The 25,468-nt window shown below is 48.4% G+C and carries 18 protein-coding genes; 10 read left to right on the top strand and 8 right to left on the bottom strand.

Going from position 1 to position 25,468, the window contains the following annotated elements; genetic code table 11:
• Positions 1–300: 300 nt before the first annotated feature.
• Both ACEW9O_RS10675 and ACEW9O_RS10670 read left to right on the top strand, forming a co-directional pair.
• Positions 301–3,447, top strand: coding sequence for an ATP-dependent helicase (locus tag ACEW9O_RS10675; protein ID WP_373550149.1), 3,147 nt, complete (start codon positions 301–303; stop codon positions 3,445–3,447).
• Positions 3,448–3,533: 86 nt separating this feature from the next.
• Positions 3,534–4,625, top strand: coding sequence for a hypothetical protein (locus ACEW9O_RS10670; protein WP_373550148.1), 1,092 nt, complete (start codon positions 3,534–3,536; stop codon positions 4,623–4,625).
• Between the two features lie 184 nt (positions 4,626–4,809).
• On the opposite strand, the gene ACEW9O_RS10665 is transcribed toward ACEW9O_RS10670, so the two are convergent.
• Both ACEW9O_RS10665 and ACEW9O_RS10660 read right to left on the bottom strand, forming a co-directional pair.
• On the bottom strand, positions 4,810–5,133 hold the full coding sequence (locus ACEW9O_RS10665) for a type II toxin-antitoxin system RelE/ParE family toxin (protein WP_373550147.1): 324 nt from the start codon (positions 5,131–5,133) through the stop codon (positions 4,810–4,812).
• On the bottom strand, positions 5,130–5,369 hold the full coding sequence (locus ACEW9O_RS10660) for an addiction module protein (protein WP_373550146.1): 240 nt from the start codon (positions 5,367–5,369) through the stop codon (positions 5,130–5,132). The genes ACEW9O_RS10665 and ACEW9O_RS10660 overlap by 4 nt, the downstream gene beginning before the upstream one ends.
• 602 nt (positions 5,370–5,971) lie before the next feature.
• On the opposite strand from ACEW9O_RS10660, the gene ACEW9O_RS10655 reads away from it, so the two are divergent.
• Together ACEW9O_RS10655 and ACEW9O_RS10650 are read left to right on the top strand one after the other, a co-directional pair.
• A complete protein-coding gene (locus ACEW9O_RS10655) occupies positions 5,972–7,096 on the top strand; it encodes a T9SS type A sorting domain-containing protein (RefSeq protein WP_373550145.1) in 1,125 nt (374 codons plus the stop codon).
• Between the two features lie 93 nt (positions 7,097–7,189).
• A complete protein-coding gene (locus ACEW9O_RS10650; RefSeq protein ID WP_373550144.1) occupies positions 7,190–9,010 on the top strand; it encodes a T9SS type A sorting domain-containing protein in 1,821 nt (606 codons plus the stop codon).
• A gap of 77 nt (positions 9,011–9,087) precedes the next feature.
• Here ACEW9O_RS10650 and ACEW9O_RS10645 read toward each other — a convergent pair whose 3' ends face one another.
• Complete coding sequence (locus ACEW9O_RS10645) at positions 9,088–10,836, bottom strand: family 43 glycosylhydrolase (protein WP_373550143.1); 1,749 nt, start codon at positions 10,834–10,836, stop codon at positions 9,088–9,090.
• A 133-nt stretch (positions 10,837–10,969) separates the two neighbouring features.
• Here ACEW9O_RS10645 and ACEW9O_RS10640 point away from each other — a divergent pair, with 133 nt between their 5' ends.
• From ACEW9O_RS10640 to ACEW9O_RS10630, 3 genes are all read left to right on the top strand, one after another.
• Positions 10,970–12,826 carry a gamma-glutamyltransferase family protein gene (locus ACEW9O_RS10640; protein WP_373550142.1) on the top strand — a complete coding sequence of 619 codons (1,857 nt, stop codon included), beginning with the start codon at positions 10,970–10,972 and terminating at the stop codon, positions 12,824–12,826.
• A gap of 222 nt (positions 12,827–13,048) precedes the next feature.
• Positions 13,049–14,332, top strand: coding sequence for a DUF2157 domain-containing protein (locus ACEW9O_RS10635; protein WP_373550141.1), 1,284 nt, complete (start codon positions 13,049–13,051; stop codon positions 14,330–14,332).
• Positions 14,329–14,862 (top strand): GDYXXLXY domain-containing protein, encoded by a 534-nt coding sequence (locus tag ACEW9O_RS10630; protein ID WP_373550140.1) that lies wholly within the window; start codon positions 14,329–14,331, stop codon positions 14,860–14,862. The genes ACEW9O_RS10635 and ACEW9O_RS10630 overlap by 4 nt, the downstream gene beginning before the upstream one ends.
• A gap of 410 nt (positions 14,863–15,272) precedes the next feature.
• Here the strand turns inward: ACEW9O_RS10630 and ACEW9O_RS10625 are convergent, their stop codons facing one another.
• The 3 genes from ACEW9O_RS10625 to ACEW9O_RS10615 form a co-directional block, all read right to left on the bottom strand.
• Positions 15,273–17,468: a DUF5916 domain-containing protein gene (locus tag ACEW9O_RS10625; RefSeq protein ID WP_373550139.1), complete on the bottom strand. Its 2,196-nt coding sequence runs from the start codon at positions 17,466–17,468 to the stop codon at positions 15,273–15,275.
• Positions 17,469–17,616: 148 nt separating this feature from the next.
• On the bottom strand, positions 17,617–20,091 hold the full coding sequence (locus tag ACEW9O_RS10620; RefSeq protein WP_373550138.1) for a hypothetical protein: 2,475 nt from the start codon (positions 20,089–20,091) through the stop codon (positions 17,617–17,619).
• A gap of 22 nt (positions 20,092–20,113) precedes the next feature.
• Positions 20,114–21,259: a hypothetical protein gene (locus ACEW9O_RS10615; RefSeq protein ID WP_373550137.1), complete on the bottom strand. Its 1,146-nt coding sequence runs from the start codon at positions 21,257–21,259 to the stop codon at positions 20,114–20,116.
• 329 nt (positions 21,260–21,588) lie between these two features.
• Here ACEW9O_RS10615 and ACEW9O_RS10610 point away from each other — a divergent pair, with 329 nt between their 5' ends.
• Together ACEW9O_RS10610 and ACEW9O_RS10605 are read left to right on the top strand one after the other, a co-directional pair.
• Positions 21,589–21,798, top strand: coding sequence for a DUF2892 domain-containing protein (locus ACEW9O_RS10610; protein WP_373550136.1), 210 nt, complete (start codon positions 21,589–21,591; stop codon positions 21,796–21,798).
• Positions 21,799–21,925: 127 nt separating this feature from the next.
• The gene (locus ACEW9O_RS10605) at positions 21,926–22,369 is read left to right on the top strand and encodes a DinB family protein (RefSeq protein ID WP_373550135.1); all 444 of its coding nucleotides are present in this window, start codon (positions 21,926–21,928) and stop codon (positions 22,367–22,369) included.
• Between the two features lie 151 nt (positions 22,370–22,520).
• Here the strand turns inward: ACEW9O_RS10605 and odhB are convergent, their stop codons facing one another.
• The gene (gene odhB / locus ACEW9O_RS10600; RefSeq protein ID WP_373550134.1) at positions 22,521–23,885 is read right to left on the bottom strand and encodes a 2-oxoglutarate dehydrogenase complex dihydrolipoyllysine-residue succinyltransferase; all 1,365 of its coding nucleotides are present in this window, start codon (positions 23,883–23,885) and stop codon (positions 22,521–22,523) included.
• Positions 23,886–23,895: 10 nt separating this feature from the next.
• Entirely contained in the window at positions 23,896–24,834 is a 939-nt protein-coding gene (locus tag ACEW9O_RS10595; protein ID WP_373550133.1) for an SdiA-regulated domain-containing protein, read from the bottom strand.
• Positions 24,835–24,927: 93 nt separating this feature from the next.
• Between ACEW9O_RS10595 and hpt the strand changes: the two genes are divergently transcribed.
• Positions 24,928–25,458, top strand: coding sequence for a hypoxanthine phosphoribosyltransferase (gene hpt, locus ACEW9O_RS10590; RefSeq protein WP_373550132.1), 531 nt, complete (start codon positions 24,928–24,930; stop codon positions 25,456–25,458).
• Positions 25,459–25,468: the final 10 nt, after the last annotated feature.

Below are 25,468 nucleotides of genomic sequence, written 5' to 3'. Positions count from 1 at the left end.
TACCGGGTATCATCATCTTGACCAGAGCTCTGGAAAGACTCAAAACTCTTGTTGATGCTTACATTACATTCTCTCAATGAACTTCTTTTCCATTACCCCAAATCTATTTTGAGGTTTTGTGGGTAATCGACAGACCTTAGAACACCTTAGTGGGCTAAATTTTCACATTAGACCTATTAGAATGGCATTAATTTTTTGTTTTTGAATGTGCTTTAATGCGTTTGTCAAGTACAGCCATAGAGCGATCTCCAAATTTCCTCAAAATCCTTAACTTACCACCCGAAATGCAGGCCTCCCTCCATGCTTTTCACTTTTCACTCCATGCAGTACACCGAGTCTTTCCTTCGCGAGTTAGAAAAACTCAATCCTGCCCAGCGTTCCGCCGTTGAGCAGATTGAAGGGCCGGTGATGGTGATTGCGGGGCCGGGTACGGGGAAGACACATATTTTAGCCTCGCGAATCGGTAAAATCCTGATCGAAACCGATACCCAAGCCCAAAACATCCTTTGCCTCACCTTTACCGATGCCGGGGTGACCGCCATGCGCGAACGTTTGTTGCAACTCATCGGGCCGGATGGGCACCGGGTACACATTTACACCTTCCACTCCTTTTGCAACGCGGTTATTCAAGATAATCTCGAACTATTTGGTCGCCAGGATTTGGAACCATTGGGGGATTTGGAAAAGGTGGACCTCATCCGCAGCCTGCTCGACCAACTGGACGTAGAGCACCCGCTCAAACGCGGCCAAAGCGACATCTACTTCTACGAAACCCACCTGCAGGATTTTTTTCAGCGTTGCAAAATGGAAGATTGGACGGCGGAGTACGTCATCCAGCAAATTGACACCTGGCTGGCCAGTCTGCCCGAGCGCCCCGAATACCGCTACCAGCGCAAGCAAGGCGCTCAACAAAAAGGCGACCTAAAGGAAGCCAAAATCAAGGAAGAGCAAATCCGCATGCAACGCCTGCGCGCCGCCGCCGAGCTCTACCCACGCTACGAAGCCGCCAAACAAGCCGCCCGCCGCTACGATTACCAGGACATGATCCTTTGGGTGCTCCGCGCCTTCGAAACCCACGACTACCTCCTGCGCAGCTATCAGGAGCGTTACCTCTACGTGTTGGTCGACGAGTACCAGGACACCAACGGCTCCCAAAACGAAATCTTGCTGCAACTGATCAACTACTGGGAGACCCCCAACGTGTTTTTGGTGGGCGACGACGACCAGTCGATTTTTGAGTTTCAAGGTGCCCGCCTCAAAAACCTCACTGACTTTTATACCCGCTACGAAAAGGACTTGCACACCGTAGTACTGAGCGACAACTACCGTTCCGTACAGCCCTTTTTGGACAGCGCCGGGCAACTCATCCAGCACAATCAACTGCGGGTTATCCAGCAATTACAGGCGCTGGGTTTGAACAAAAACCTCAAAGCGGCAGCCGCCAAAGGGCAAAACCAACCCCACATCGTTGAATACCCCAACCGCATCAGTGAAGAAAGTGACATTGTACGGCAGATTGAACAGTTGCAAAAAAGTGGCATTCCGCTCCAGGAAATCGCGGTGATCTACGCCCAACATCGGCAGGTGCGCAATTTGCTGGGTTTGTTGGAAAAAAAAGGCATCCCTTACCTCACCCGACGAGATGTCAACATTCTGGAACTGCCGCTGATCCAACGGCTGCGCAACTTGTTGGACTACCTGCACCACGAAACCTTGCAGCCACATTCGGGGGAGCAGAAGTTGTTTCAAATCCTGCACGCGCAGTTTTTGGGCATTCCACCCGTGGAACTGGCGCGCCTGAGTACCCACTTGTCGCGCTTTGCCACCGACGCTCGCCCACCCTGGCGCGAACTGCTGCTGGATCACGCCGCCCTCTCGGAACTGAATCTGGAACATGCCAATACCCTGAGCAACTTCGCCATTTTGCTGGAGGAACTCATCAGCGATAGTTTGAATGAACCCTTGCCCGTTTTATTGGAAAAATTGCTGAACCGCTCGGGCTTTTTGCAATTCATCCTGGCGCAACCCAACCACGCCTGGCAAATCCAGGTGCTCCACACCTTCTTCCAATACGTGCGGGAAGAATGCCAGCGCCATCCGCACTACAGCCTGGGCGAGCTGCTGCACAACCTGCACCGCATGGAGGCCAATCGCCTGCCCCTGGCCCTGAGCCGCCTGAGCGACGATCAGGTGGGCGTACAACTCTTGACGGCGCACGGGGCGAAGGGTTTGGAGTTCAAGGCGGTGTTTATGCTGGATTGTGTCAAGGATTATTGGGAGCCTTCCAATGGGCGCAACAGTTATCGTTTTTCCCTGCCGGAAACGTTGACGTATTCGGGGGAGGAGGATGCTACTGAGGCGCGCCGCCGCTTGTTTTATGTGGCGATGACGCGGGCCGAAAGTTTTCTACACCTGTCTTACGCCCGGCAGGACGATACCGAGAAAGAATTGCAACGCGCCTTGTACATCGACGAGTTGTTGAGTACCGAGGCGCTGAGTTTGGAACAAAAGGTACTGCCCGCTGCCGACATCCTCGGCACTCAATTGCTGCGTTTGCAGGAACAGGAAAAGCCGAGTATCGCTCCGCAGGATCGGGGCATGGTGGAGGCGCTGCTGCGCAATTTCCGCATGAGCATCTCGGCCTTGAATACTTTTTTGAATTGCCCCCTGGCTTTTTATTACGAGTACATTCTGAAGGTGCCGGGCTTGCACAATGAGGCCACGGCTTATGGCACTGCGGTCCACAATACTTTACAACGTTTGTTTTTGCGCATGTTGGCCTCCCCGCAACGGCTCTTCCCTTCAGAAAAAGAACTGCTCTACTTCTTCGAACAGGAACTGAACCGCCAACGCCAACAACTCTCCAACGCCTCCTTCGAGCGCCGCCTGGAACTGGGCAAACGCCAACTGAGCCGCTACTACAACTATTACTATGGCCGCTGGCACAAACGAGTGAAGGTGGAATATACCATCCGCCAGGTGGAGGTCGACGGCGTACCACTCACGGGCACCATCGACAAAATTGAATACTACGACCAGCTCCGCGTGGGCATCATCGACTACAAAACGGGCAGCCACGATACCAGCAAACTGCGCCGCCCCAGCGATACCAATCCCTACGGCGGCAGCTACTGGCGGCAATTGCTCTTTTACAAACTGCTTTTTGAACACTTCGACCGCTCTTCCCGCCGAGTCACCTTCGGCGAAATCGCTTACCTGGACCCCACGCCGGATGGACACTTTCCAGTGGTGCAACTGAGCTACACGGCGGATGATACGGCCTTTATGCGGCAAATGATCCGGGAAGCCTATACGAAAATCAGGAAGCAGGAGTTTTATGAGGGCTGCGGGAAACCTAATTGCGCCTGGTGCAATTTTGTGAAACGGGAAGGGGGCGTGGATCGGATTGAGAGGGTGGTGGCGGAGGAATTGGATGATGGGGGGTGAAAGGAGTTAGACTAAAAAAACGATAATTATGGAACTCTCAATAAGATACTTATGTTGATAACATCTTAATCAAAATTTAAACTCTTATGATTTACATCGAAAAAGAAACAAAAACAGTTCTTCCGGAGAAATTTCATATCGCTCACAACTTTTGTGTGCAGATACATGATATGATTTCAGAGATTCATACAAAAGACTCTTTTAAAGAGTTATTTAAATTTGAATTGTCGTTTAAAGACGAAAACCTTGAGCAAACACCTGAATTGACTAGCGGTGATATTAATATATTGGATTGGCTTGTTGAAAATAATAGGCTTGATCTTTTAGAAAATATCTTGTCCAAAAGACTTCTAATATCTATCACGGGAGATTTACTAAGTTTTCTTTATGAGGGATTAAGTTGTTCTTTGAGGGGAAAAACCCATATTGCATATGCGAATTTCAGGAAACCGTTAAAGGATAATTTAACATTACTTGAAATGATCTTGGTAGACCCATCTGCATTTACAAGGGACTATTTTATAGATGGAAACCCGAAAAATTATGACCCAAGTAAAAGATCTGTTGATTATAAAGAGGCGTTAATCGAAAAAGTCCTTTTTAAATTGGGAAATAAAGCTTTGTTAAATAAAGAAATTATTCATGGACTTAGGTTTGATAAAACTAATTCTAATAGTTTTGACCCTCTATCAAATCTAGCGCTTCACATAGTTACAACGGATAAAAATTATAGAACAGAGGATAAAAACCTAAATTTTATTTTCTCTTCGAAAGAAAACATCGAAAAACAATGGGAGCATATTTATTTTTTCTTGCCATTTTTGATGGTTTACACACTTTTGGTAGTTGATGAAATACTATTTTCACTAGTAGAAGGCGATGAAAAAATAAAAAAATATCGAGAGACTAAGGCCATGTTAAAGCTACTTTATTGGATGAATGAGCATGAAAAATTTACTGGGCTAGATGAAAAAATTTCAGAGATTGGAAAAAAGGCAAAATGTGAGAATTGTGGGGCAGAGTTAGATTTAGGAGCGCATGAATTAAAATTATATTTTGAAACAGATTTGTTGCCTTGTCTTACATGTTTTGGAAGTGCAATTCAGTTTCCTGAAGGATATGAACCACAGTTTATGAACATTGAGGTTAAAGAAGAAGATTTTAGAATAGATGAATGAAATTAATAAAGGGGAGGAGAAGACCCGCTAGCCCACATGATGCGCATCAACACTAAAAGCGCAGCTGGTACAGGCAAGCACAATTAGCCACCATCTCGTTCAAGGATGCAGGCAAGTAGTAGCACAGGTGAAATGAAACCTGCCATATGATTGTGCCTCAAAAGGCATAAAAAAGCTCTGCATTTTACCTCAACTTCTCTGGATCATCCTTCATTGGAAAAACCTGAATCACCAGAATCTCTGGGTCCTGGAATCTATAAAAAATAATATGCGGAAAGCGCCGAGGTTGGCCTTTCGGCACCTTGCGCCAGACATGAATCCCACGAACATCATCGTGGCGTATAGAATAATATTCTGGACTAAGCTTTAGTCGTTCAAGGGTTTGCTCAACCGCATCGAGAAAGGCATCGGTGAGATTGCCGGATGAGTCATTGTTCTCCAAGTACCACAAAGCACAACTAAGAATGTCTTCTCGTGCTTCTGGAAGAACGACTAGGTTGTAGCTCATCTAGCTTCGCTTATCTTCTCGCGAACGTAAGCCAGCGCATCCTGATAAGGAATACCTTGGGTTTCTCCAACATCATACGCGGCCAAGCGGCGGCGGTTTTCCTGAATGACGTACTCAGGAAAAGTATCTGATTCATGCTCGCCGATTATCTGGGCGATGGATGCAATCAGAGCCAATTGTTCCGACCTAGTCAGATGCTGAACCTGCTCAAGTACGTTTTCAAAATTCTTGCTCATGATTCAAATTTACAAATAAGTTTCCCAAAAGTCATTCTCCTGAAAAAGCCTTGCTTGCATGTTGTAATTGTTCGTAGGGCAATTTAAAGTGTTTTGGGCAAGAATCAAAGTGGTGAGCTGCAGTTTGTTCTTTTACCCCACCCTACTCAATCCTGAATAAAGCAACTGAACCTAAGGGAACGACCAGCGGCAGAGCCGCGAAACGTCATTAGGGAAAAGGTAAAATGGTAGGTCAAAGGTATGCTGCACCTTTATTCAACATTCGCACATGGCGCCTAGTGACGTTGTGCGGCTCTGCCGCTGGTCGTAAGCCTGTGATTCAAGTGATGAACACCAAAACGGAACGCTTCATATTCCTCTTTCCTCATGAAAAGTGTACCAATCCCCATTTTTTCCTCATGAAAAAGTGTATCCCAACCCATTTATTCGTACGAAAAAACGTAAATGGCCAATGCCATGCTGGAAAATGCCCAACTAAATGCCTTCAAGAGCCATCCGCACCTCAATGAGCCGTTTTCGAGCACAAGACTGGATGATGAACATCTCACTCATGGGATTGTTGGAATCTAAGAGCATGCCTAAACCGAAAGAACCTTCAACCAATGAATCCACACAAAACTCAACTCGTACTGGCACTTTATGGGATCAGCACTTGCCTTTTTGCCCAAGACAAAATCAATGCTTTTTACATTGGGCACAGCTTGTCCGATCAAATTCCGGATATGGTCGCTTCCTTGTCCAATCAGGCTAAGTCCGGCAGCTTCAACTGGACTTATCAGGGTATTCCCGGGGCACCTTTGCGCTGGCAGTGGCAACGCAAAACGGCCAGGGATTACACCCCCATTCCTCCGCATTATTACGGCTTTTATGACAGCTCGTTTGGGTTGTCCACCGGCAAATTTGATGTACTGGTACTGACCGAAAGCGTGCCCAGGTACCAACGAATCATTGATGAGACCTACCAGTATGCCGATAGCTTTTATGTGTACGCTACCCGTTCCAATCCCAACATTCAGGTGTATTTGTACGAGGATTGGCATTGCCTGGACAGTGGCACACCTACTGGCTGTGACTACGATGTAAATGCATCAAAATGGCGGCAACGCCTCAGCGATGACCTGCCCATGTGGGAAAGTGTAGTGAGTTACTTGAACAACAAATACAAACCCCGCAAGCCCGTTTGTATGATCCCGGCGGCACAGGGTTTGGCTCGTTTGCACGATCTGATTCCCAGCGGTGCTTTGCCAGGAATTGGCAAAATTGAAGACTTGTTCAGCGACCGCATCCATTTGAATGACGTGGGGAAATATTTCGTTGCCTGTGTACATTACGCGGCAATTCACCGCAAAAGCCCGGAAGGTTTGGGGCACCAACTTCAGGTGTGGTGGGGCGGAAATTTTAAGGCACCATCACCCGCTTTGGCCGCCAAAATGCAAAGCATCGCCTGGGAAACGGTGAAAAATTACCCCAAAAATTGCCTCAATCAAACGACAGTGGCAGTGAATTCGGCCCAAGTGGGTGCAGTCCCCTTGGAAATTTGGCCCAATCCAGCGAGCGATCAAGTCGAGCTGCGTGGATTGCCTGCTGGCGAAACCTACCACTTGTACAACGCTTTGGGGCAGGTTGTATACCGTGGCAAGGACAAAATGCTGGATGTGAGCAGATTTGAACCGGGTCTTTATGTGCTTCGCTCTAGGTACGGGAGTGTGCGGCTGGTGAAGCAATGATTTGAGGGGGTTTAAACAATAAAAACCCTTAATTCTTGCTGTATACCTCAAACTTATTGCCCATTTTTGCCCACAACCATTACCCAAAAATACATGAGCAAATTCCTCAGCATCCTTTTCAGTTGCTTTTGCACGGCCCTCCTCGCCCAAGCCCCCAAGCCCGCCGGCATCAACCTCTCTGGCGTAGTCGACTACTCCACCGAACTCGTCTTCACCGACGCCTTCAAACAAAGCCGGGAATGGACCGTACACGAAGCCCGCGATGGGGCACCCTGGGACAGCGGCGTTTCCATCCCGCTGCAAGCCAATGGTTTTCCGCTACAAATTCCCTATTCTAATGGTGTGCAGCCACCTCAGGCTGTGCGGGCCTTGATGCTATGGGACATTCAAGGGCATTACCCCAGCGGAAGGTACCGTTTGATCGTTCAGGGCAGTGGGCAAGTGCGTTTATGGGGTGCCACCTCCGGCACTTTTCAATGCCCGGTGGATACTTTGGTCACGGTGAATGCCAACAATGGTGGGGTGGTGTTGGAAATCGAACGCTCTTTGGCCAGTAACCCGATTCGGAATGTGAAATTCATTTTTCCGCAGTACGTCAATACCTATCAAAATCAAACTTTTACCACGGAGTTCCTCAATTTTGTCAAAGATTTTCAGTCCATTCGTTTTATGGATTGGCTGCGCACCAATGACTCACCTGTCAAGACCTGGAGCGAGCGCAGCCTCCCGACGCATTACACCCAAACCAAAAACAGCGGCGTCGCCTGGGAATACATCATTGAATTGTGCAACACTGCTCAAAAAGACGCCTGGATCAACATTCCGCATCAAGCTACTGACGATTACATCAAGCAACTGGCCGCTTTGCTGAAAGAAAAATTGAACCCTAACCTGAAAATATACCTGGAATACAGCAACGAGGTCTGGAACGGACAATTCGCCCAACATGGTTACGCAGGCAACATCGGCCAAACGCTGGGTTACACGGGTGAACCCTGGGCCCGTGCCTGGAAATACACCGCCAAACGTTCGGCGGATGTTTTTTACAGCTTTGAAACTGTCTTTGGGCCCGGTACCCGCCTAGTCAAAGTAGTACCTTGCTGGGCCGCCAACGACTGGGTGAGCAATGAAATCATGACCTATTTTAATGACCCCTTGTACAACCCTAAACAGGTCAAGGCCGATGCCATGGCCATTGCGCCTTATTTTGGTGGGGCGGTAGGGGATCAAATTGGGCGCAACAATGAGGTGGGCAGCATCAGCATCACCGAAATTGTGCGGCGCATCCGTGTCTCTCTACCTGAAACCTTCGCCTGGATGGATGCCCAAAAAGCCGTGGCCGATCGCTACAAGGTTAAGTTGATGGCCTACGAAGGTGGGTCACATATTGTAGCCACCTGGCCGCAAGTCGACAATGATGCTTTGACCGCAAAGTTGATCGCCGCCAATCGCGACCCTGAATTACAAAGCCTCTACTGCGAATACACCCAATATTGGTACAATACCACCAAAGGCGATTTATTCAGCTTTTTCTCCTCCCACGGCTTGCCTTCCAAGTGGGGCAGTTGGGGCATGAAGGAGTACATGAGTCATACCCAGGCACCCAAGTACAAGGCTTTGCAGGAATGTGTATTTGCCAAAACCACGAGTACCAGAGATCAGCAGTTGGAGTCATTGGAAGTGCAGGTATTTCCCAATCCCAGTTACGATGGAAGTTTCCGCATTCAGCATGGATTGAACAAGCCGAGATTGGTGTTGTATGATGTGTTGGGGAGGCGTATTCAGGCTTCAGTTAGGGAGCTCAATACGCAGGAGATACAAGTGGTTTTGCCGGAAATAGCTGTGGGCGTGGTGTTTGGGGTGCTGGAAGATGGGCAAAGTGCTGCAACATTTAAAGTGGCAATCGAGCGCTGAAGCTCAATAGAACATCGGCAGTATGTGCAAATTTTACACATACTGCCGATGTTGGTAGGTTCTCCGTCTTTAAAACCCTACTCCACCTTACTCACCGCCGACCGTTCCGACACCCCATTCTCATTCACACTTTCAACACTAAAATAATACGCCTTCTGGTTGTCCATCCCTTTGAACCAATACTCGTTTGCATCGTGGACCATGATGCAATTGTACAGTTTATCTGGCGCAGTGCCGTAATAGATGTTGTAGGCATAAGCGTTGTCGACGGGTGACCACTTGATCCAGGCGGAGCGTTTGTCCAGTTCGGTGCGGAGCACGAAGAATTGTTTGGGGGCGGGCGCAACACTACCTTTACCTTTGCCAAAAATGCGCAGGCCACTCAGGGCAAATTTGCCGCTCGGCACTTTGCGGTTTTCAATTTTTACATAACGCGCTTCCACGGGTTGGGTCAGTTCGAGGTATTCGTGGGGTACATCCGTTTGATTCTGGCTTTTATCGGCCAGGACTTCCCATTTTTTGCCGTCTTTGGAGTAGTAGAGGATGTACTGGTGCGCCACGTTACTGCTTTTGCCCAGGTATTGCGCATCCTGATCGGCGTAGTTGATTTGAATGGCGCGGATGGTAGAAACTTCGCCCAAATCACTTTCCAGCCATTCCCCCGCCGCATCGCTGGCCGCCGACCAGTAGGTTTTGATGCTTTCATCCACTGCAAAGTTGGCCGAATGAGTCCCCAGCGTAGACGACACCCGCACCGGCTTTTGGTAATTGAGCAGCATCCAGCCCGTGAAGCGACTCTGAAGGTGATCGGCTTTTCCGGCTGGAATGTAATGTGGATAATCCCCAAAAGCCGTATTGCAATACATCACATCGTCCTTGTCAAATCCCGCGGGCCAAATGCCAATGCGGCGCTCGAAATTGTTTTTCACCGCTACCACGACGGTCGATACATGCCAGTAATTTTGCCAATTGTCCTGAAAAGTGGCTCCATGTCCGGCACCACGCGCGAAACCACCAGGTTTGAAGGAAAGGGGATCACTTTGGTGTACCCAATTGTCGGTGAGGGGCGTGCGGGAAACGGCCACCCCATCGGCGTAGCCGCTGAATTCGGTGCCTGGTGCGCCGTATTGTAGGTAATATTTGCCATTGTGTTTGGTCACGTGGGCACCTTCCATGAAGGGATTGAGAAAGGTGTTGTCCATGTGTTCACCAAAACGTTGCCAGCCGAAGCGCTCGGGGCGGAGCACAAAAAGTTCGGTGCGGGTGCCGAGTGGTTGTAAGTTTTTGCGATCCAGTTCCACACCTTTTAAGGGGAACGCGTTGCTGGAACCATTGTACATGTACAGGCGTCCGTCGTCGTCGGTGAAAAAAGCGGGATCCCAACCGCCAATGTCAAATTTGTGAACTGCTTCGGTCCACTTGTTGTTTTTGGGGTCGGTGCTCATCCAGATGGGAAAATCGCGACCATAGGTGGAACCAAACACCAGCATGGTATCGCCAATGATGCCTACCGCCGGGGCGCACAAATCGTCGTAAACCTTGTGTTCAGGGCGCAGAAAATGGCGGGCTACAAAGTTCCATTTGAGCAGGTCGCTGCTCCACCAATATCCCCATTGATTGGTAGAAAAGAGGTAATAATCGCCTTTGTAGTTGACGATGACCGGATCGGCAGTAGCCCGGTGGCGGCCCCATTCCGAAAAATTGGGGATGGGTGTATAGCCGTAATCGATGTTGATGGGGTTGCAATAGGTGCGTTGGGCGGATAGGGTAGGAGCCACACTCAGGGAAAGGAACAAAGCACAGAGGATACAATACTGGATTTTCATCTTGGTGTAGGTTTATGGACTGCGAAGGCTAAAATAGACTTTTGTGGAAATAATCGTAAAGGTCTGTTCTACTTTATTGGAAAATCCAGGGAATCTTCCGACCTTGATTAGATCAAACATTAGCACAAAGACCATGAGAACCAAATTGACATTAGGCTTTTTATTTTTGGTTATTGCCCTGAGCCTCCACGCTCAACCTACCCAAAAACCCGTTCTCCACGGTCGCCACTGGATGGCCATTACGGGCAAACCGCTGGCTGCAACGGCGGGTTCGATGATTTTCCAAAAAGGAGGTAACGCCATTGACGCTACCTGCGCCATGTTGGCCGCCACCTGCACGATGTGGGATGTGTTGAGCTGGGGTGGTGAAACCCAGGCTTTGATCTACAATCCCAAAACCAAAAAAGTCATTGCCATCAATGCCCTTGGCGTAGCGCCAACGGGTGCAACCGCCGATTTTTTCAAAAATAAAGGGCTGAAATACCCACCCGGAGATGGCCCCCTGGCCGCAGTGACCCCCGGCACTCCCGGCGGACTGATGACCATGTTGGCCGAATACGGCACCATGAGCCTCAAGGAAGTGTTCGCCCCCGCCATGCAACTCGCCGAAGGATATCCCATCGAGAAACAAACGGCGGATATGATGGAGCGCAACAAAAACAAACTGAAGGATTGGCCTTATTCCAAAAAGGTTTTTCTGCCCCATTTGGGTGAAGCACGGGAAGCGCCCCACCCTGGCGAAATTTTTAAACAAACCGATTTGTTGGCAACCCTGCAAAAATTGGTCGACACCGAACAAGCCACCCTCAAAGCAGGCAAATCCCGCAAAGAAGCCATTTACGCTGCCAACGAACGTTTTTACAAAGGCGACATTGCCCAGGAATTTGTACGCGGCTGCCAGGAGCAAGGTGGTTTGATTACTACCCAGGATTTGGCGAAATGGAAAGTACTCGTCGAAGAACCTACAGTAGTTGATTACCGGGGCATCCAGGTATACAAACTAAGCCAATGGACCCAGGGCCCGGCCATGCAACAAGCCCTCAACATCCTCGAAAATTTCGACCTCAAAAGTATGGGCTTCAACACCGCTAAGTACATCCACACGGTGTATCAGGCGATGAACATGGCCTTTGCCGACCGCGATTTTTACTACGGCGACCCCTACACGGGCCCAGAAGAACCGATCAAAGGTTTGTTGTCCAAAGAATACGCCAGACAGCGCTTCAAGTTGATGAATTTGGAGAAAAACGACCCCAAAGTGAAGCCGGGAGATCCCTATCCTTTTGAAGGCAAAACCAATCCATTCCTGCCCGTATTGGAAAAATGGAGCGCCAGCCCGGCGACTTCCGCAGTCGAAAATCCTCGCGGCAGTGCGCTGAATGATCCGAATTATCTGGCTGGCTTTTACGCTGGAACGACCTCTATTCAGGCTGCCGATAAAGAAGGTTGGGTGGTTTCTGTAACGCCCAGCGGCGGTTGGTTGCCCGCCGTGATTGCAGGTAAAACAGGCGTGGGGATGAGCCAACGGATGCAAGCCTTCGTACTAGATCCCGCTGAAAATCCGTTTAACGTGGTAGAACCCGGCAAACGTCCCCGGGTAACGCTCACGCCCAGCCTGGCCATGAAAGAGGGCAAGCCATTTTTGTCCTTTGCCGTTCAAGGGGGCGACTCCCAAGACCAAAACCTCCTGCAATTTTTCCTTAATGTGGTAGAGTTTGGCATGAACGTACAGGAAGCCTGTGAAGCCCCCAACATCAACAGCTTCCAAATGCGCAGTTCCTTCGACAACCACGATACCAAGCCAGGTGAAATCCTGCTGAACGAAAGTACACCTCCCTGGACCCGCAAAGCGCTGCAGGAAATGGGTTATAAAATGAGTTTTGAAGCCCGCACCTCCGGCCCTATTAATGCCATTTTCTTTGACTGGAAACACGGCAGTTTTTGGGGCGGATCGAGCAATCACGGGGAGGATTATGGAATTGGTTGGTGAGCAACATGAGTCATCCCGAATTTCTTAAAACACTACAAAAGCGATTTTTTTTATCACAAAGGAAAAAAAGAGGACACAAAGGACACAAAGCGAAGCGCTGTCTACGTCTAACTTTGTGTCCTTTGCGTTTCTTGGTGCTTTCTTTGTGAAAATTATGTCGCCTTGGAATTATTTTGAAAATTCGGGATGATTCATGTTATCTTTTAACCTACAAACCCTATCATGCCTAAACACCTTATCTCCGCACTGCCCGAGCTCATCGAAGCCGGAATTATCAACGCTGAAACCGCCGATGCCATTGAGGCATATTTCGAAAAAAAGGGAGAATCGCGACCCAACTGGATTCTGATTGCATTCGGTATCCTGGGGGCCTTGCTGACGGGCCTGGGCATCATCCTGATTGTGGCGCACAATTGGGATGATTTCAACCAACTCACCAAAACCATCATTGCTTTTTTGCCACTGCTGGTCGGACAATTGTTTGCCGGGTTTACCATTTTGCGCAAGCCCGGTAACGTGGTTTGGCAAGAAGCCAGCGCCGTGTTTATGATCTTTGCCCTCGGTGCCTGTATTTCCCTGGTGAGCCAGATTTATCATTTGTTGGGTGATTTAAGTTCCTTCCTGTTTTGGTGGACTTTGTTGAGCTTGCCGCTGATGTACCTGTTACGTTCCTCGATGGCTTCCTTATTGCTCTGGTGTGGCATTACGTACTACGGGTGCCAGGCAGGGTATTTTGAATGGGGAAAAACGGCGAGTCCCTGGTATTGGTTGTTTGTGCTAGCGGCTTTGCCTTATTATTATCACTTGAGCAAACGAGCAGCGGCCAGCAATTTTGCCAATTTTCATCATTTCCTGGTGCCTATGTCGCTGGTGGTGGTATTGGGCACGGAAGCGCACCAGCAATCTTCCTGGATGTTTTTGGCTTATTTCAGTTTGTTTGGTTTGTTGCACCTGGTGGGCACCTGGATCAAACACTGGAATCCGGTGAGCCACATTTCAGGGTATCAGCTTGCGGGGAAATTGGGGCCTTTGGGGTTATTGATGTGGTTCAGCTTTTTGAGTTCCTGGGGGGAATTGCACTACCGTTCCGAATCGGAAGCTTGGGTGAATGCACAAGAGTTTCACCTGTTTTTGTTGCTCACCGTACTGAATATTGCCTTGTTGCTTTGGCTACACTTTCGAACCAAGGTCAGGGTTTTGAGCGCCTTCAATTTGTTGCCCTTTGTTTTCGCGCTCCTCTTTTTTATTGCAATGGGGTATCCTTTGATCAGTGCAGTGCTGACCAATTTGTTGCTGCTTGGCATTGGCATTGCTACCGTACTGGAGGGCAGCCGGACCAACTCCATCACCACCCTCAACATTGGCTTACTGACCTTGACTGGCCTGTTGATTTGCCGTTTTTTCGACCTCAAAATTGACTTTGTGGTGCGGGGAATCTTGTTCATCATCGTGGGTGTTGGCTTCTTCCTGGGCAATTATTGGCTGATCAAAAAGAAAAAAGTATGACTACTCAACTGCGTTTTGGATTGTTTGTGCTGCTGGCACTGCTTCAATTGGCCTTTCCCGGCAAACTGGTCTTCGACAGCAATAAAGTCTTGTGGATGGGCACCGAACTCAAATTTGAAACCCGCCCGGTGGATCCCGCTGATCCTTTTCGGGGGAGGTATGTGGCGCTTAATTATGCGGCTAATCAATTTGAGGAAAAGTCGGCAACTAAATGGAAGCGTAATGACCCGGTCTTTGTCTTCCTGGATCGGGATGACCAGGGTTTTGCACGCATCAAGAGCTTGAGTGCTGTGCGACCTGCTGCGAACGAGCTTTTTGTCAAAGCTAGAATCACTTACATTTATGACAATCAAATCACGGTCTATTATCCCTTCAGCAAGTTTTTTATGGAGGAAAGTAAGGCCCCAGAAGCAGAAAAGATTTACCGCGAGGCAGGGGAGGGCTATGCTTTAGTAAAAGTGTACCACGGCGAAGCGGTCTTGCAGGATGTGGTGGTGAAGGGGAAATCTTTGAATGAATTGGCGGAGTAGGAGGAGTTGGGGGCTATATTTGGAATTATCTACCTTTTTTGAGGACTTATTTCCAAATATGGGGGTGATATTTGGAAATATCTATGCTTTTTGGGCACTTCACACCCCAAACATATTTTCACCGCAGAGTTTCGCAGAGTACACACAGAGTTTCTCAGAGTTTAGGCCATCTTCGGTGGCAAAGATTACACAGAGGTGCAATAAATGACCCCCTATGCAAAACAATCAAATTTTAAACGTACCCGACCTCCAGCCACCCAAGGTGGCAAAACTTCCGAAACTAAAAACTCCGAGAAACTCTGTGTGTACTCTGCGAAACTCTGCGGTGAAAAATAAATTAATTCATAACTCAGGTTAGATTAATTTAGGGGGGCAGCCAGGTAGGACTGCCTTGAGGGCTGCCCGAACGCTCACCCATTCCACCAATATGTCAGCTTAGCCACCAGCGCCCGATTCCGAATCCGCAAATGCTCCGAATAATAATTATCCGTATACACGATGAAAAAGTCGGAAGCTGGACTGTAGCGCCACTGCACTCGCAGGTTGAGGTTGACGTTTTTATTCTGATTGTTGAATTGGATGAAGTTGGTAAAGAATAACTTATTGGTCAGCGTGAGGTCGATGCGGGGGCCGAGCAACCAGAAATCCCAATCGGAATTTTTCAATTGTTCAGGCAATACCGTCGCATCATCAAACGCAATGTGGTTGTAATTAAAACTCATGGTAATCGCCGCGATGGGTTGCAGGCGGTAACCCAGTTCTCCACCCAAGCGCAGACGGCGACCATCCCCATAGTAGCCCCCATAACGCCAGGAAGCGGAGTATGTAAACACACTTTGCGGCTTGGAAGTAAAATCACCCCCAAAGGAACCCCAGTGGTGCTCGGTACCTGTGGCCAAAGTATAGCCTGCAAAATTAGTTGGATCAAACGGAGCCAGCAATTTGACATAATCTCGCGCCGTCCACACCACCAGTTCCCGGCGGTTCTGGAAGCTGAAGCGATACATGAATACGTGGGTAAATTCCGTTTGTTGCCCGCTGGGATTGAGGTACTGGTTGTACATCAGCTGCGGACCGTGGTTGATCAGCAGTTTGGATTTTGGGAAAAACAAATATCCGGCCTGCGCATTGAGGTATTGGTAACCCGTACGGGGAACGTAGCCTACCTCGGCGCGGTAATCTTTGCCCACGTTTTCGTATTGAAAACTGTAAGTCCAACGGCGGGCATTGTATTGTAGGTTAGCGGCCATTACTTGGTCCTTGCTGTTGACGCCGGGCGAAAAGGATTTGAGGTACATCAGCTTGCCTTTCCAGATGTTGTTGGCAGAGAGTAAATTGTATTCAAAACCCAGATTGCGGTTGTACTTGCGGATTTTAGTAGGATCGGTTACCGTTTCAAAATCCAGGGTTTCTTTGTTAATGGCCAATGCCGTGATGTTGGAACGGGCAAAAATCTGGCGTTGGAGGGCCAAAACGGCAAAGTTTTGACGCGGAGTGCCTTGTCCATCGTCATTGGTTTGCATGTCCATCAGGCCGATGCGCCAGTTTTTATCCAATTTTCCACTCAAACGGGCACCGTATTGGATGGGGGTATTCAAACCGATGCGGCGAGAGAAAAATGGGCGAATATTGGCGTAGCCCACGTTGGTAAACAAGTCACCGTTTTCTAAAAAGAATTGACGACGCTCAGGGAAAAACAATTCAAAACGATCGAGGTTGGTCTGCTGACGGTCCACTTCCACTTGTGAAAAATCCGGGTTGACCGTCAAGTCGAGGTTCAAGGCGGAAGTGATGGCGATTTTGGCGTCTACGCCCACATCTCCAGTGGTTTTGCCTGGGCCAGACTTGGTGTAATCCTTGGAAGTATTGGCCAGGGCATAGGGAATGACCGAAAAGTTGGCGCCAGCAGGCGGTGGTGGTTCGTCCCAAACCAAAGTGCCCGTATAGGCCAAAGAGGCAGTAGGAAACTGGCGTGGTACAGGTGTCCAGGATGATTTTTCAGTGGTTTTGAGGTCCAGGCGACTGAAATTTATACCCCAGCGGCTGATCCCACTTTTGTAGCGCAGGGTTTTGAAAGGCACCGCCATTTCAAAGGTCCATTTGTCTTCTTCGGCTTTTACTTCCGAAGTCCATTTGTTGTCCCAGCTCAGGTTGGCACTGCCGCCTTCAAACAACAAACCATCCCATTGCGCACCTTCGGCGTTGGAGCCAAAAGTGAAACCGTTGGTGAGGTCGTCAAAGGGATCCATGAAGAGCAGAAAATTGTCGTTGCGGCCAAAATTGAAATCGCGGCGCAAGGATTCGACCATATAGGGCCCATCCAATTTTTCGTAACAAACGGCCAGGAGGTACATATTTTGGTTGTCGTACAACATGCGCACCTCCGTGCGTACCTTGGCCATGCTGGTATCCATGGGGAGTACCATGTAAAAATCAGACACCATTTCCGCTTTGCTCCAGGCGGGGTCGTCGCCGCTGCCATCTATTTTGAGCGGGCTCTCGGCGCGGTGGATGTGGTATTCAAAGTTGGCGTTTTTCTTTTGGGAAAAAAGCGAAAGGGTTCCAAGTAGCAGCAGCGTACTTGTGCTGAGTCGAAAAAGGTTCATGTTGCAGGCGATCGTGAAAAGGTTGAGAAGGTTGAGGTGGTTGAGGAAGGTTGAGGCTACCGCAGCGACCCTATCACTTCGACTACGCTCTGTGACGGGGCCGCTGCGGTAGCCTCAACCTTCTCAACCTTCCTCAACTTCCCTCAACCTATTTTTTAAAGAAATCAGCCAATTCCGGGCAAGTATTGAGGCATTCTTGAAAAACCTCGGTATGCCCGAATTGATCGCGAAAGGTATTGAAAATTGGGGAAATGTAGGGCTTGGTTTCATCTTCCTCCCAATAAGGGCGGTCAAAGTTGTGGTGCGCATATTTGTCGCATGTACCCAACATAAAGATGATGCGTGCCGCCAAGTCTTCCGTGGGTTTGGCTTTGAAGGCTTTGTGGTAATAGGCCGTGGCCCGGCTGAGTTGGAAGTACTCCTTGAAGTAAGTCTTGGAATTGGGTTGAAAGGAATAATTCTCCCAGGATGAGTAGGGTGAATTGTACAATTCTCCCACGGATTGACCATAGGCGAACATCATCCAGTTTTTGCCCCAATAAGTAAAGTTATAATAGGCATTGCCCAACAAATAGCAAGCCTCGGCTTGTTGTGGGCCGGGTAGCTCGGCTTGTTTTTGTAGCTCGAGCATACGCCGCAGGATGACTTTTTTGTTGTAAGGTTCCAGACTTTCACCTTCCCAGGGATATGTTTTGGGACTGGCGAAAGGATCTTGCTTGAGGTAGCCACTAAAGGCGTAATTTTTTTCCCAATAATCATCCGGCAGTTGCTCGAAAGCAGCCAGAGCTTCTTCGAGGCGATTTTGCCGAAAAGCAACGGTTCCCTTTAGTTCATAGGCTTGATCCAAGGAAGGAGCTGATTCGACGACCTTCGGTTTGTATTCCTCATTGTCTTCATCATAGTAATAAGGCAGTTTTTCCCAAGGGTCGAGTGGGGCCAGAAGCATTTTTTCCAAAGCCGATTGTTCCTTTTTTTGGTGCAGGGCAATCAATGCGTCCAGGTCAGCTAAAGTGGCAAAACGTTCAAAATAACTGATTCTTTGATAATATTTGTCCCAACTTTCGTAGTTGTTTTTGGGGATCGTGACGCTGCGATTGTAAAAGAGTCCCGCAAAAAGCCCATCATTTTTTTGCTGGTACATGCGGGAAAAATAGAGCATGAGTTTGGGGTAAAGGCGGATGCTTTCATCACTTTGGGGCAATAAATCCTTCACCCGGTTGAGCCCGCGAGCAATTTCGTCTTTGGCTTCAGTACTGAGGATGTTCATTTGTTGGGGCATGATCAGCAACTGAATGAGTTGTTTTTGCAACTGAATGCGGCCATCCCCACGACTTTGGATTTGATTGAGCTGCGCCTCCACTTGAACGGGTAGCTGATCCAGGTAGTACAGTTGAGCCTGGGCCAGGTGGGCGAAATCCGGCTTTTTTGCAGCTGGGTTTTTGCTCCAATCATCCAGCACCTGGATCAATTCTTTGAGGTAAACGCGGTCTTTAGCCAAGTTTTTGCGGAGGTAAGGAATGTCTTTTTCCAACAAAGCCACACTTTCGCCGGGCATAAAATTGTCGGGGTCCTCATCTTGTTCAAATGAAAAAGTATGGTCTCCTCCTTCAAAAAAGGTAAGTTGGGGCGTCAGCATCCAATCTTCCAGTTTGTTGATTTCCCGGGTGATCAACTGCGGCAAGTAACGAGAACCTGGATCCAATTGGATCACTTGCTGGATTTGATCCAAGGCCCGACCCGAAGTCATCAGCGCAACCAGGGTGTGGAGCATGGCTTTTTCTTGCGCAGTTTTGGCATAGCGCCAGGTCTCGTCCAGTTTTTCCAGGTCAAAAAGTTGGAATACCCGCAGTTTTTTGGATTCGCATTGGTCAAACACCTTCGACAAGAGGTAGTTCGCTTCCGCGATATTGCTTTGGGTGGTCAGGCATTCGGCCTTGTGGTATTGCGCCCAGGGAACCAGAATGCTCGGGCTGCTGTCCCAGGCAAAATACTCGTCGCAGTAGCCGCTGCACTCATCGGCGTTTTCGGCGTAGCGGTACTGCACGACCAATTGATAGGCATAGCGGCGCTGTAGAAAGGGGTCATTTATGCTTTTTACTTTTTGCTTGGCCTCCTGGATGATCGGGGTGATTTGTTCAAAAAAATCAAAATCTTCCTCTTCTAGCCCCCAGGGATCCGTGCTTGAAAAATGGGCAAACTCGGCACGCATGGCCAAAGTCAGGTAAGCCAGTGCCTCAGCGTGGTCGGGCTGGAGGAGTTGTTGGATGAAGGTATTGTTTTTGAAACGAACGGCTAGTTGATTGTCATCCAGGCTGTTGAGGAATCGCTCGGGCCCAATTTTGTACAAAATTTGTAGCACATCTGCTTCTTTCACCTCCGGCCCCAGGTAGCTCACCCACTCCTGACAGTTGCGCCGATAATCCAGTTGCTCGGGGTCAGCCGGGTACTGAAACTCAAAATAGGTGTTGTAGTGAAAAGCCCGCAGTGCAGCATCGTTGATCAGCAAGGGATTGAACCAGGCGATGCGGTATTGCTCGTGGTGGAAATAAGTGCCGCAGCCGTTGGTGCGGATGGTAGGCACCAGGAAGAGGAGAAGAAAAATGGGTACGAAACGAATCATCATGGCTACGGGTTTTTACCTGCTTTTAATTTTTTTTCAATGCTTCAAAATAAGCACTCAATGCAGCTTGATTCTCTTTGATCTTTTTGTATTCCCAATCAAAAAAGGCCACCCGGGAAATTCGTCGTCTCAGTTGTACTTGTAGCAATTTTAGCGTTTCTTGCATTTGTTCCGGCGTGCTGCCATCCATCCGAATGACATCCCCTTCCCGCAGATAATCTTGTCGCAGCACCGTGTCTTTAGCCACTCGGTATTGATTGTCTTGCTCATTATGCAAATAAGTTTCCATCCCTGGAGTACTTGGCGATAAGTCGCGCAGCAAACCCTGAAAAACCCCGGCGCGGTACCAGGCCCCCCAATTGAACTGAGGTAGGGCTACTTCCATCTCCAGCGGATATTTTTTGCCTTTCAGGTATTGTTTGACCACATTGGCGTCCAAAATAGCGTTGGACTCTCCCATTTTTTTAGGATCACCCGTATTGTAACACATCAGCATCACTTTTTTTACGGGCGGAATACCCATCGTTTTGCGGTCGCGGTATTGGTGCAGGCGCAGGGTGCTGGTAATGGCAAAATCGGGAGCTTTTCCCTGTAGCGCTGTTAAAAAATTGAAATATTTATCTCGGGTGCTGAGCGTCCAATCACAATCGATTTGGATTTCGACAATTTTTTTGCTCCAGTCCCGCTTCAAAGAATCGACGATGTCGCTGCGTTCTTCCCAAGTCAGGCGTTCGGGGAAACGATCATAAAAGGAATAGTTGAATATGCTGCTCTCCAGCTCTTCGTTGATTTGTACAATTTTGCGAGCCACCTTAGAGGCCAGTACCAGAATGTCCTTATCCTTGATCTGCGTAAAAGTCCGATTGGTGATGTACACCGTTGGGGTTACGGTCTTTTTATCCCAACCACGGGTACTCCTGATCTCAAGCACTCCGGTGGGAACAGCGCTGGCATAGCCCGCACTCCAATCCACGTCAAAATAGCGCAAGTAAAAGTGTTGGCTACGCATTTGATCCGCCAGTCCGGCATCAGCCGTGTCGAACTGTAAAGTGGTTTTCCAATAATAAAAAGCGGGGCCAGCATCTTTGATTACCTGGCCTTGGCAACTGGGCAAAGCTAAGGCAATACTTACGATCCAGAGTAGGGAAACAAGGCGGATTTTGTGCAACATAAATTAAAATTAATGGTAGAAAGATAAGTAAGCTAGCGGAATTTTGCGTGGGAAATGTGCTCAATATTACCAAAAGCAGCTAGAAGTAGGACAAAATGTTTTGCAGGGTGATCTTGATCACCAAACGGGGAGGGCTAGTGCCTTAATTTTGAATCATATACAGCGCATATGAGCATCAAAACCTGGCATCCTGCCGCAAAATTACTCCTGGTTTGTATCTTTTGCCTGGCTTTGGCAGGGTCAATCGGTGGAGTTTGGTACTGGTGGACAACTTGATGGCCTCATTAATCAACACAACAAGATTCTATTCACCTTAAAACTTTATCAACATGAAAAAGAACATGGGCAATGTGGACAAAATTGTCCGCCTGATTTTGGCGGCAGTATTTGGGTATTTGTTTTTCTCTGGTGCAGTCGTTGGCGTACTGGGGTACGTTTTGGTCGCACTAGGTGGTATTTTCGTCTTGACGAGTTTAATTAGTTTTTGCCCACTTTATTCCATTGTTGGACTTTCTACTTGTCCGGTTAAACAATCGTAATTGGTCTTTTCGCTATAAGGTTATTGTTTCATCGGGCTGTTCGGGAAAGGATTCTTGAACAGCCTGTTTTTTTGTTTGGAACAAAGCCCTAATGTCAGGTGTATATGGATAAAACACGCTTAAATCCATGAAAGCATTATTTGAAAAGCTCTACACTTTCCAACGCCATTACAACCTGCAAATGGTGGATCATTTCGAATTATATGGGGCAGCAGTACCTGAACGGGACATTCCTTTGTTCAGCCACGCGCTCAATGCACACCAAATCTGGAACGCCCGGATTTTGGGATTGGAGCCATTCAAAGTTTTTGAGGTGCATCCGGTAGCCGCCATGCGCCAAATTGTGGAAGACAACCACAAAAATTCGCTGAGGATCATTGTGGATTGCGACTTGAGTCAACGATTTCATTACCTGAACTCACAAGGGGGGGAATTTTCGAATCTGATTGAGGAGATTCTATTTCATGTGGTCAATCACACCACGTACCATCGGGGGCAGATCATGTCTGATTTTCGGCAGGCGGGCTTGGAGCCTTTTGCGTCGGATTACTCGACGTACACCCGGCAATAAGCAACACACCAAAGCGACATTTTATTAGCACAAAGAAAAAAACAAGGGACACAAAGAACACAAAGCGAAGCGTCGTCTACGTCTAACTTTGTGTCCTTTGTGCCCCTTTGTGTTTCCTTTGTGAAAATATGTTGCTTTGGTGATACCTAAATCAGATATCCAACAACATCGCAATCGGATCTTCCAGCAACTCCTTCACCTTCACCAAAAAGGTCACCGAAGAACTGCCGTCGATCACCCGGTGGTCGTACGACAGCGCCAGGTACATCATCGGGCGAATCTCAATTTTATCACCCACCGCTACTGGCCGGTTTTTGATGCCGTGCATGCCCAGGATCGCCGATTGCGGCTCATTGATGATGGGTGTGCTGAGCAGTGAACCAAATACTCCACCGTTGGTAATGGTAAAGGTGCCGCCACTCATTTCTTCGAGGGTGAGGCTGCCATTGCGTGCTTTCCCAGCCAGGTTCTTCAGTTCGATTTCAATTTCGGCAAAGCTCAAAGATTCCACGTTGCGGATTGGTGGCACCACCAAACCGTTTGGTGTAGAAATCGCGAAGGAGATATCGACGTAGTTGTGGTACAAAAATTCTTCCCCATCGATCATGGCATTGATTTCGGGCATTTGCACCAGTACCTTGGCACAAGCTTTGGCAAACAAGGACATGAAGCCCAGTTTGATGCCGTATTTGGCTACAAATTTTTCCTGGTATTTTTCACGCACCGCCATCAATTCGGTCAGGTCAACCTCATTGAAGGTAGTCAGCATCGCCGTTTCGTTTTTGGCACTTACCAAACGTTTGGCGATGGTGCGGCGCATCCGCGTCATTTTTTTGCGCTCTACTTCCCGGGAAAAAGCAACTGCCGGGGCACTTGGTTTCGGTGCTGGAGTAGCAGCTGGTGCCTCTACTTTGGGCGCAGGAGTGCTGGTTTTGGCATCCACGGCTTTGATGGCGTCATCTTTGGTGATGCGGCCATCGCGACCTGTACCAGCCACACTGCCAGCAGGAATTTCGTTTTCTTTCAAAATTTTCCCAGCGGAAGGGGAGGGGTGGCCCGTAGCGTAATTGGTGGTGGCCGCTGAAGTAGGTTCGGCTGCTTTGACCTCCGCAACTGGCGTACTGGCCGCTGCGGGTTTGTCGGCAGGTGGTGTACTGGGTGCATCGGCACCTGCACTTACGCTGGTGTCGATTTTGGCCACCAGGGCACCAATTTCCAGATCATCCCCTTCTTTGGCGACGTGGATGAGTTTGCCCGTAGCTTCCGATGGAAATTCCAGGGTGGCTTTATCAGATTCGAATTCACAAAGGGATTCGTCAATTTTGACAAAGGCTCCGTCTTCTTTCAACCAACGGGACAAGGTCACTTCGTTTATGGATTCACCGATCGCGGGAACCCTCAATTCTACTACACTCATAGTGGTTTCGAGGTCAAATGTTGTCGGAATGGCAGGGCCTTTAAGGCACTGCTCTTTGGCGCTGCAAAGTTCAGGCAATTGTATTAAAGAAACAAACAAAAGGCCGGGTTTATTCAGTACCCAAAGGTTTAAAGTAATAAATCATGCCTGGCATGTCATCCCCTGCTTCGTCAGAGATGAACATCCCACCTTTGGAGTCAAAACAAATGCCTTCTGGTTGTTGATGTACTTTCCCTTTCAGCTTCTCCAAATAAACAACTTCACCCTGGAAATTGATCACCATAAAAATATTACCTACTGCGGATAATAAGTATAAGTTGCCATTTAAGGGATGCACTGCAATGGAAGAGGGGCTGAATTCAAACGTATTGGGATTGGCAAAAAATTCAATGACTTTTTCCAGCCGTGCCTCCCTGGCATGGACCTGCAGGTATTTTTGTACTTCAGGTTGGCCAATGGTGAGGAGCGGCAAAGTATTTAGTGCCTTTTTGTTCAAATCAAAAGCATAGATAGCCTTGCGATTTTGGAGCTCAGCAGAATCACCTGCCTTCCCTTTACAAGCCAGCAAAAGGCGGTTGTTGTTTTTATCATAACCCAATCCTTCTACATCATTTTCCTTGTTGAGTTCGGTGTTGAAGGGTTCGGTGGTTTGCTCGTCGCGCTGGTCCACATTTTTGATCAGGGTCAGGGTGCCGGTGTTTTTGAGGATGTACACGTCTTTGCCCACAATTTCTACGCCCTCGTAATCACCGAGTTTGCCAAAGGGGATCTCTCGTTTTACACTGCCCGTAGCTTGATCAATGACAAACAAAATCCCCGATTCATCTTGCACTGCAAGTAGGTATTTGTCATTGTAGCTCATACTCAACCCCGAAATTTCGTTGAGCAGCCTGGGCATGGGCATGCTGCGGTCTGGCTCATTCAGGTTGTATGGGAATGCAGACTTAGGGAAAACCTCGATGGCGTTTAAACTATCCACTGGTTTTGGCGTAGGCTGACAAGCCCAGGCGAGGAAGCTCATTGCAAGGGTCAACAACATTGTTTTCATTGGTTTGGAATAAAAAATTGATGCATTTGCAGGCCTTTGTATAAGTTTTGCTGGCCTAATATTGCTATCATTGCGCCTGAATAATACGCAAAGATGATTACTGTTAATAACCTTCATTTTAAACCATTTATTGCGGCTGAAACCATTCAGCAGCGGATTGATGAATTGGGCGTGGCTTTGCGCGAAAGATATGCTGGTCAACGGCCACTCTTCATCGGTATTTTAAATGGAGCTTTCATTTTTACAGCTGACCTGGTGCGTGCTGCTGAGCTGGAATGTGAAGTGACCTTTATGCGCTTGTCTTCCTATGCGGGATTACAATCCACTGGCCAGGTCACCACCAATATGGGCCTGGACATCGAGATCAAAGACCGCCACGTCATCCTGGTCGAAGACATCATTGACTCGGGGCGCACTTTGTATGAACTGAGCAAAAAAATGGGCGAGCAAGGACCTGCTTCCGTAGCGATCGCCACCTTGCTGCTCAAGCCTGATGCGCTGCAATTTCCATTGGAAGCTGACTTTGTTGGATTTTCCATTCCCTCCAAGTTTGTGATTGGTTATGGCTTGGATTACAACCAATCGGGGCGGGAGTTGAAGGAGATTTATCAGTTGGCGGAGTAATTTCATTTTT

It is taken from the genome of Haliscomenobacter sp., from assembly GCF_041740695.1.
Classification (GTDB): domain Bacteria; phylum Bacteroidota; class Bacteroidia; order Chitinophagales; family Saprospiraceae; genus Haliscomenobacter.
Note: the sequence above shows the minus strand (reverse complement) of the source record. Positions and strands in the feature narration are given on the sequence as shown.

Bases quoted from the DNA above. Each gene is read 5' to 3' on its own strand.
- ACEW9O_RS10615 (WP_373550137.1), bottom strand. From the start codon at position 21,259: ATGTTGCACAAAATCCGCCTTGTTTCCCTACTCTGGATCGTAAGTATT.
- ACEW9O_RS10620 (WP_373550138.1), bottom strand. From the start codon at position 20,091: ATGATGATTCGTTTCGTACCCATTTTTCTTCTCCTCTTCCTGGTGCCT.
- hpt (WP_373550132.1), top strand. From the start codon at position 24,928: ATGATTACTGTTAATAACCTTCATTTTAAACCATTTATTGCGGCTGAA.
- ACEW9O_RS10650 (WP_373550144.1), top strand. From the start codon at position 7,190: ATGAGCAAATTCCTCAGCATCCTTTTCAGTTGCTTTTGCACGGCCCTC.
- ACEW9O_RS10595 (WP_373550133.1), bottom strand. From the start codon at position 24,834: ATGAAAACAATGTTGTTGACCCTTGCAATGAGCTTCCTCGCCTGGGCT.
- ACEW9O_RS10675 (WP_373550149.1), top strand. From the start codon at position 301: ATGCTTTTCACTTTTCACTCCATGCAGTACACCGAGTCTTTCCTTCGC.
- ACEW9O_RS10625 (WP_373550139.1), bottom strand. From the start codon at position 17,468: ATGAACCTTTTTCGACTCAGCACAAGTACGCTGCTGCTACTTGGAACC.
- ACEW9O_RS10655 (WP_373550145.1), top strand. From the start codon at position 5,972: ATGAATCCACACAAAACTCAACTCGTACTGGCACTTTATGGGATCAGC.
- ACEW9O_RS10610 (WP_373550136.1), top strand. From the start codon at position 21,589: ATGAAAAAGAACATGGGCAATGTGGACAAAATTGTCCGCCTGATTTTG.
- ACEW9O_RS10645 (WP_373550143.1), bottom strand. From the start codon at position 10,836: ATGAAAATCCAGTATTGTATCCTCTGTGCTTTGTTCCTTTCCCTGAGT.
- ACEW9O_RS10670 (WP_373550148.1), top strand. From the start codon at position 3,534: ATGATTTACATCGAAAAAGAAACAAAAACAGTTCTTCCGGAGAAATTT.
- ACEW9O_RS10660 (WP_373550146.1), bottom strand. From the start codon at position 5,369: ATGAGCAAGAATTTTGAAAACGTACTTGAGCAGGTTCAGCATCTGACT.
- ACEW9O_RS10635 (WP_373550141.1), top strand. From the start codon at position 13,049: ATGCCTAAACACCTTATCTCCGCACTGCCCGAGCTCATCGAAGCCGGA.
- ACEW9O_RS10640 (WP_373550142.1), top strand. From the start codon at position 10,970: ATGAGAACCAAATTGACATTAGGCTTTTTATTTTTGGTTATTGCCCTG.
- ACEW9O_RS10665 (WP_373550147.1), bottom strand. From the start codon at position 5,133: ATGAGCTACAACCTAGTCGTTCTTCCAGAAGCACGAGAAGACATTCTT.
- ACEW9O_RS10605 (WP_373550135.1), top strand. From the start codon at position 21,926: ATGAAAGCATTATTTGAAAAGCTCTACACTTTCCAACGCCATTACAAC.
- ACEW9O_RS10630 (WP_373550140.1), top strand. From the start codon at position 14,329: ATGACTACTCAACTGCGTTTTGGATTGTTTGTGCTGCTGGCACTGCTT.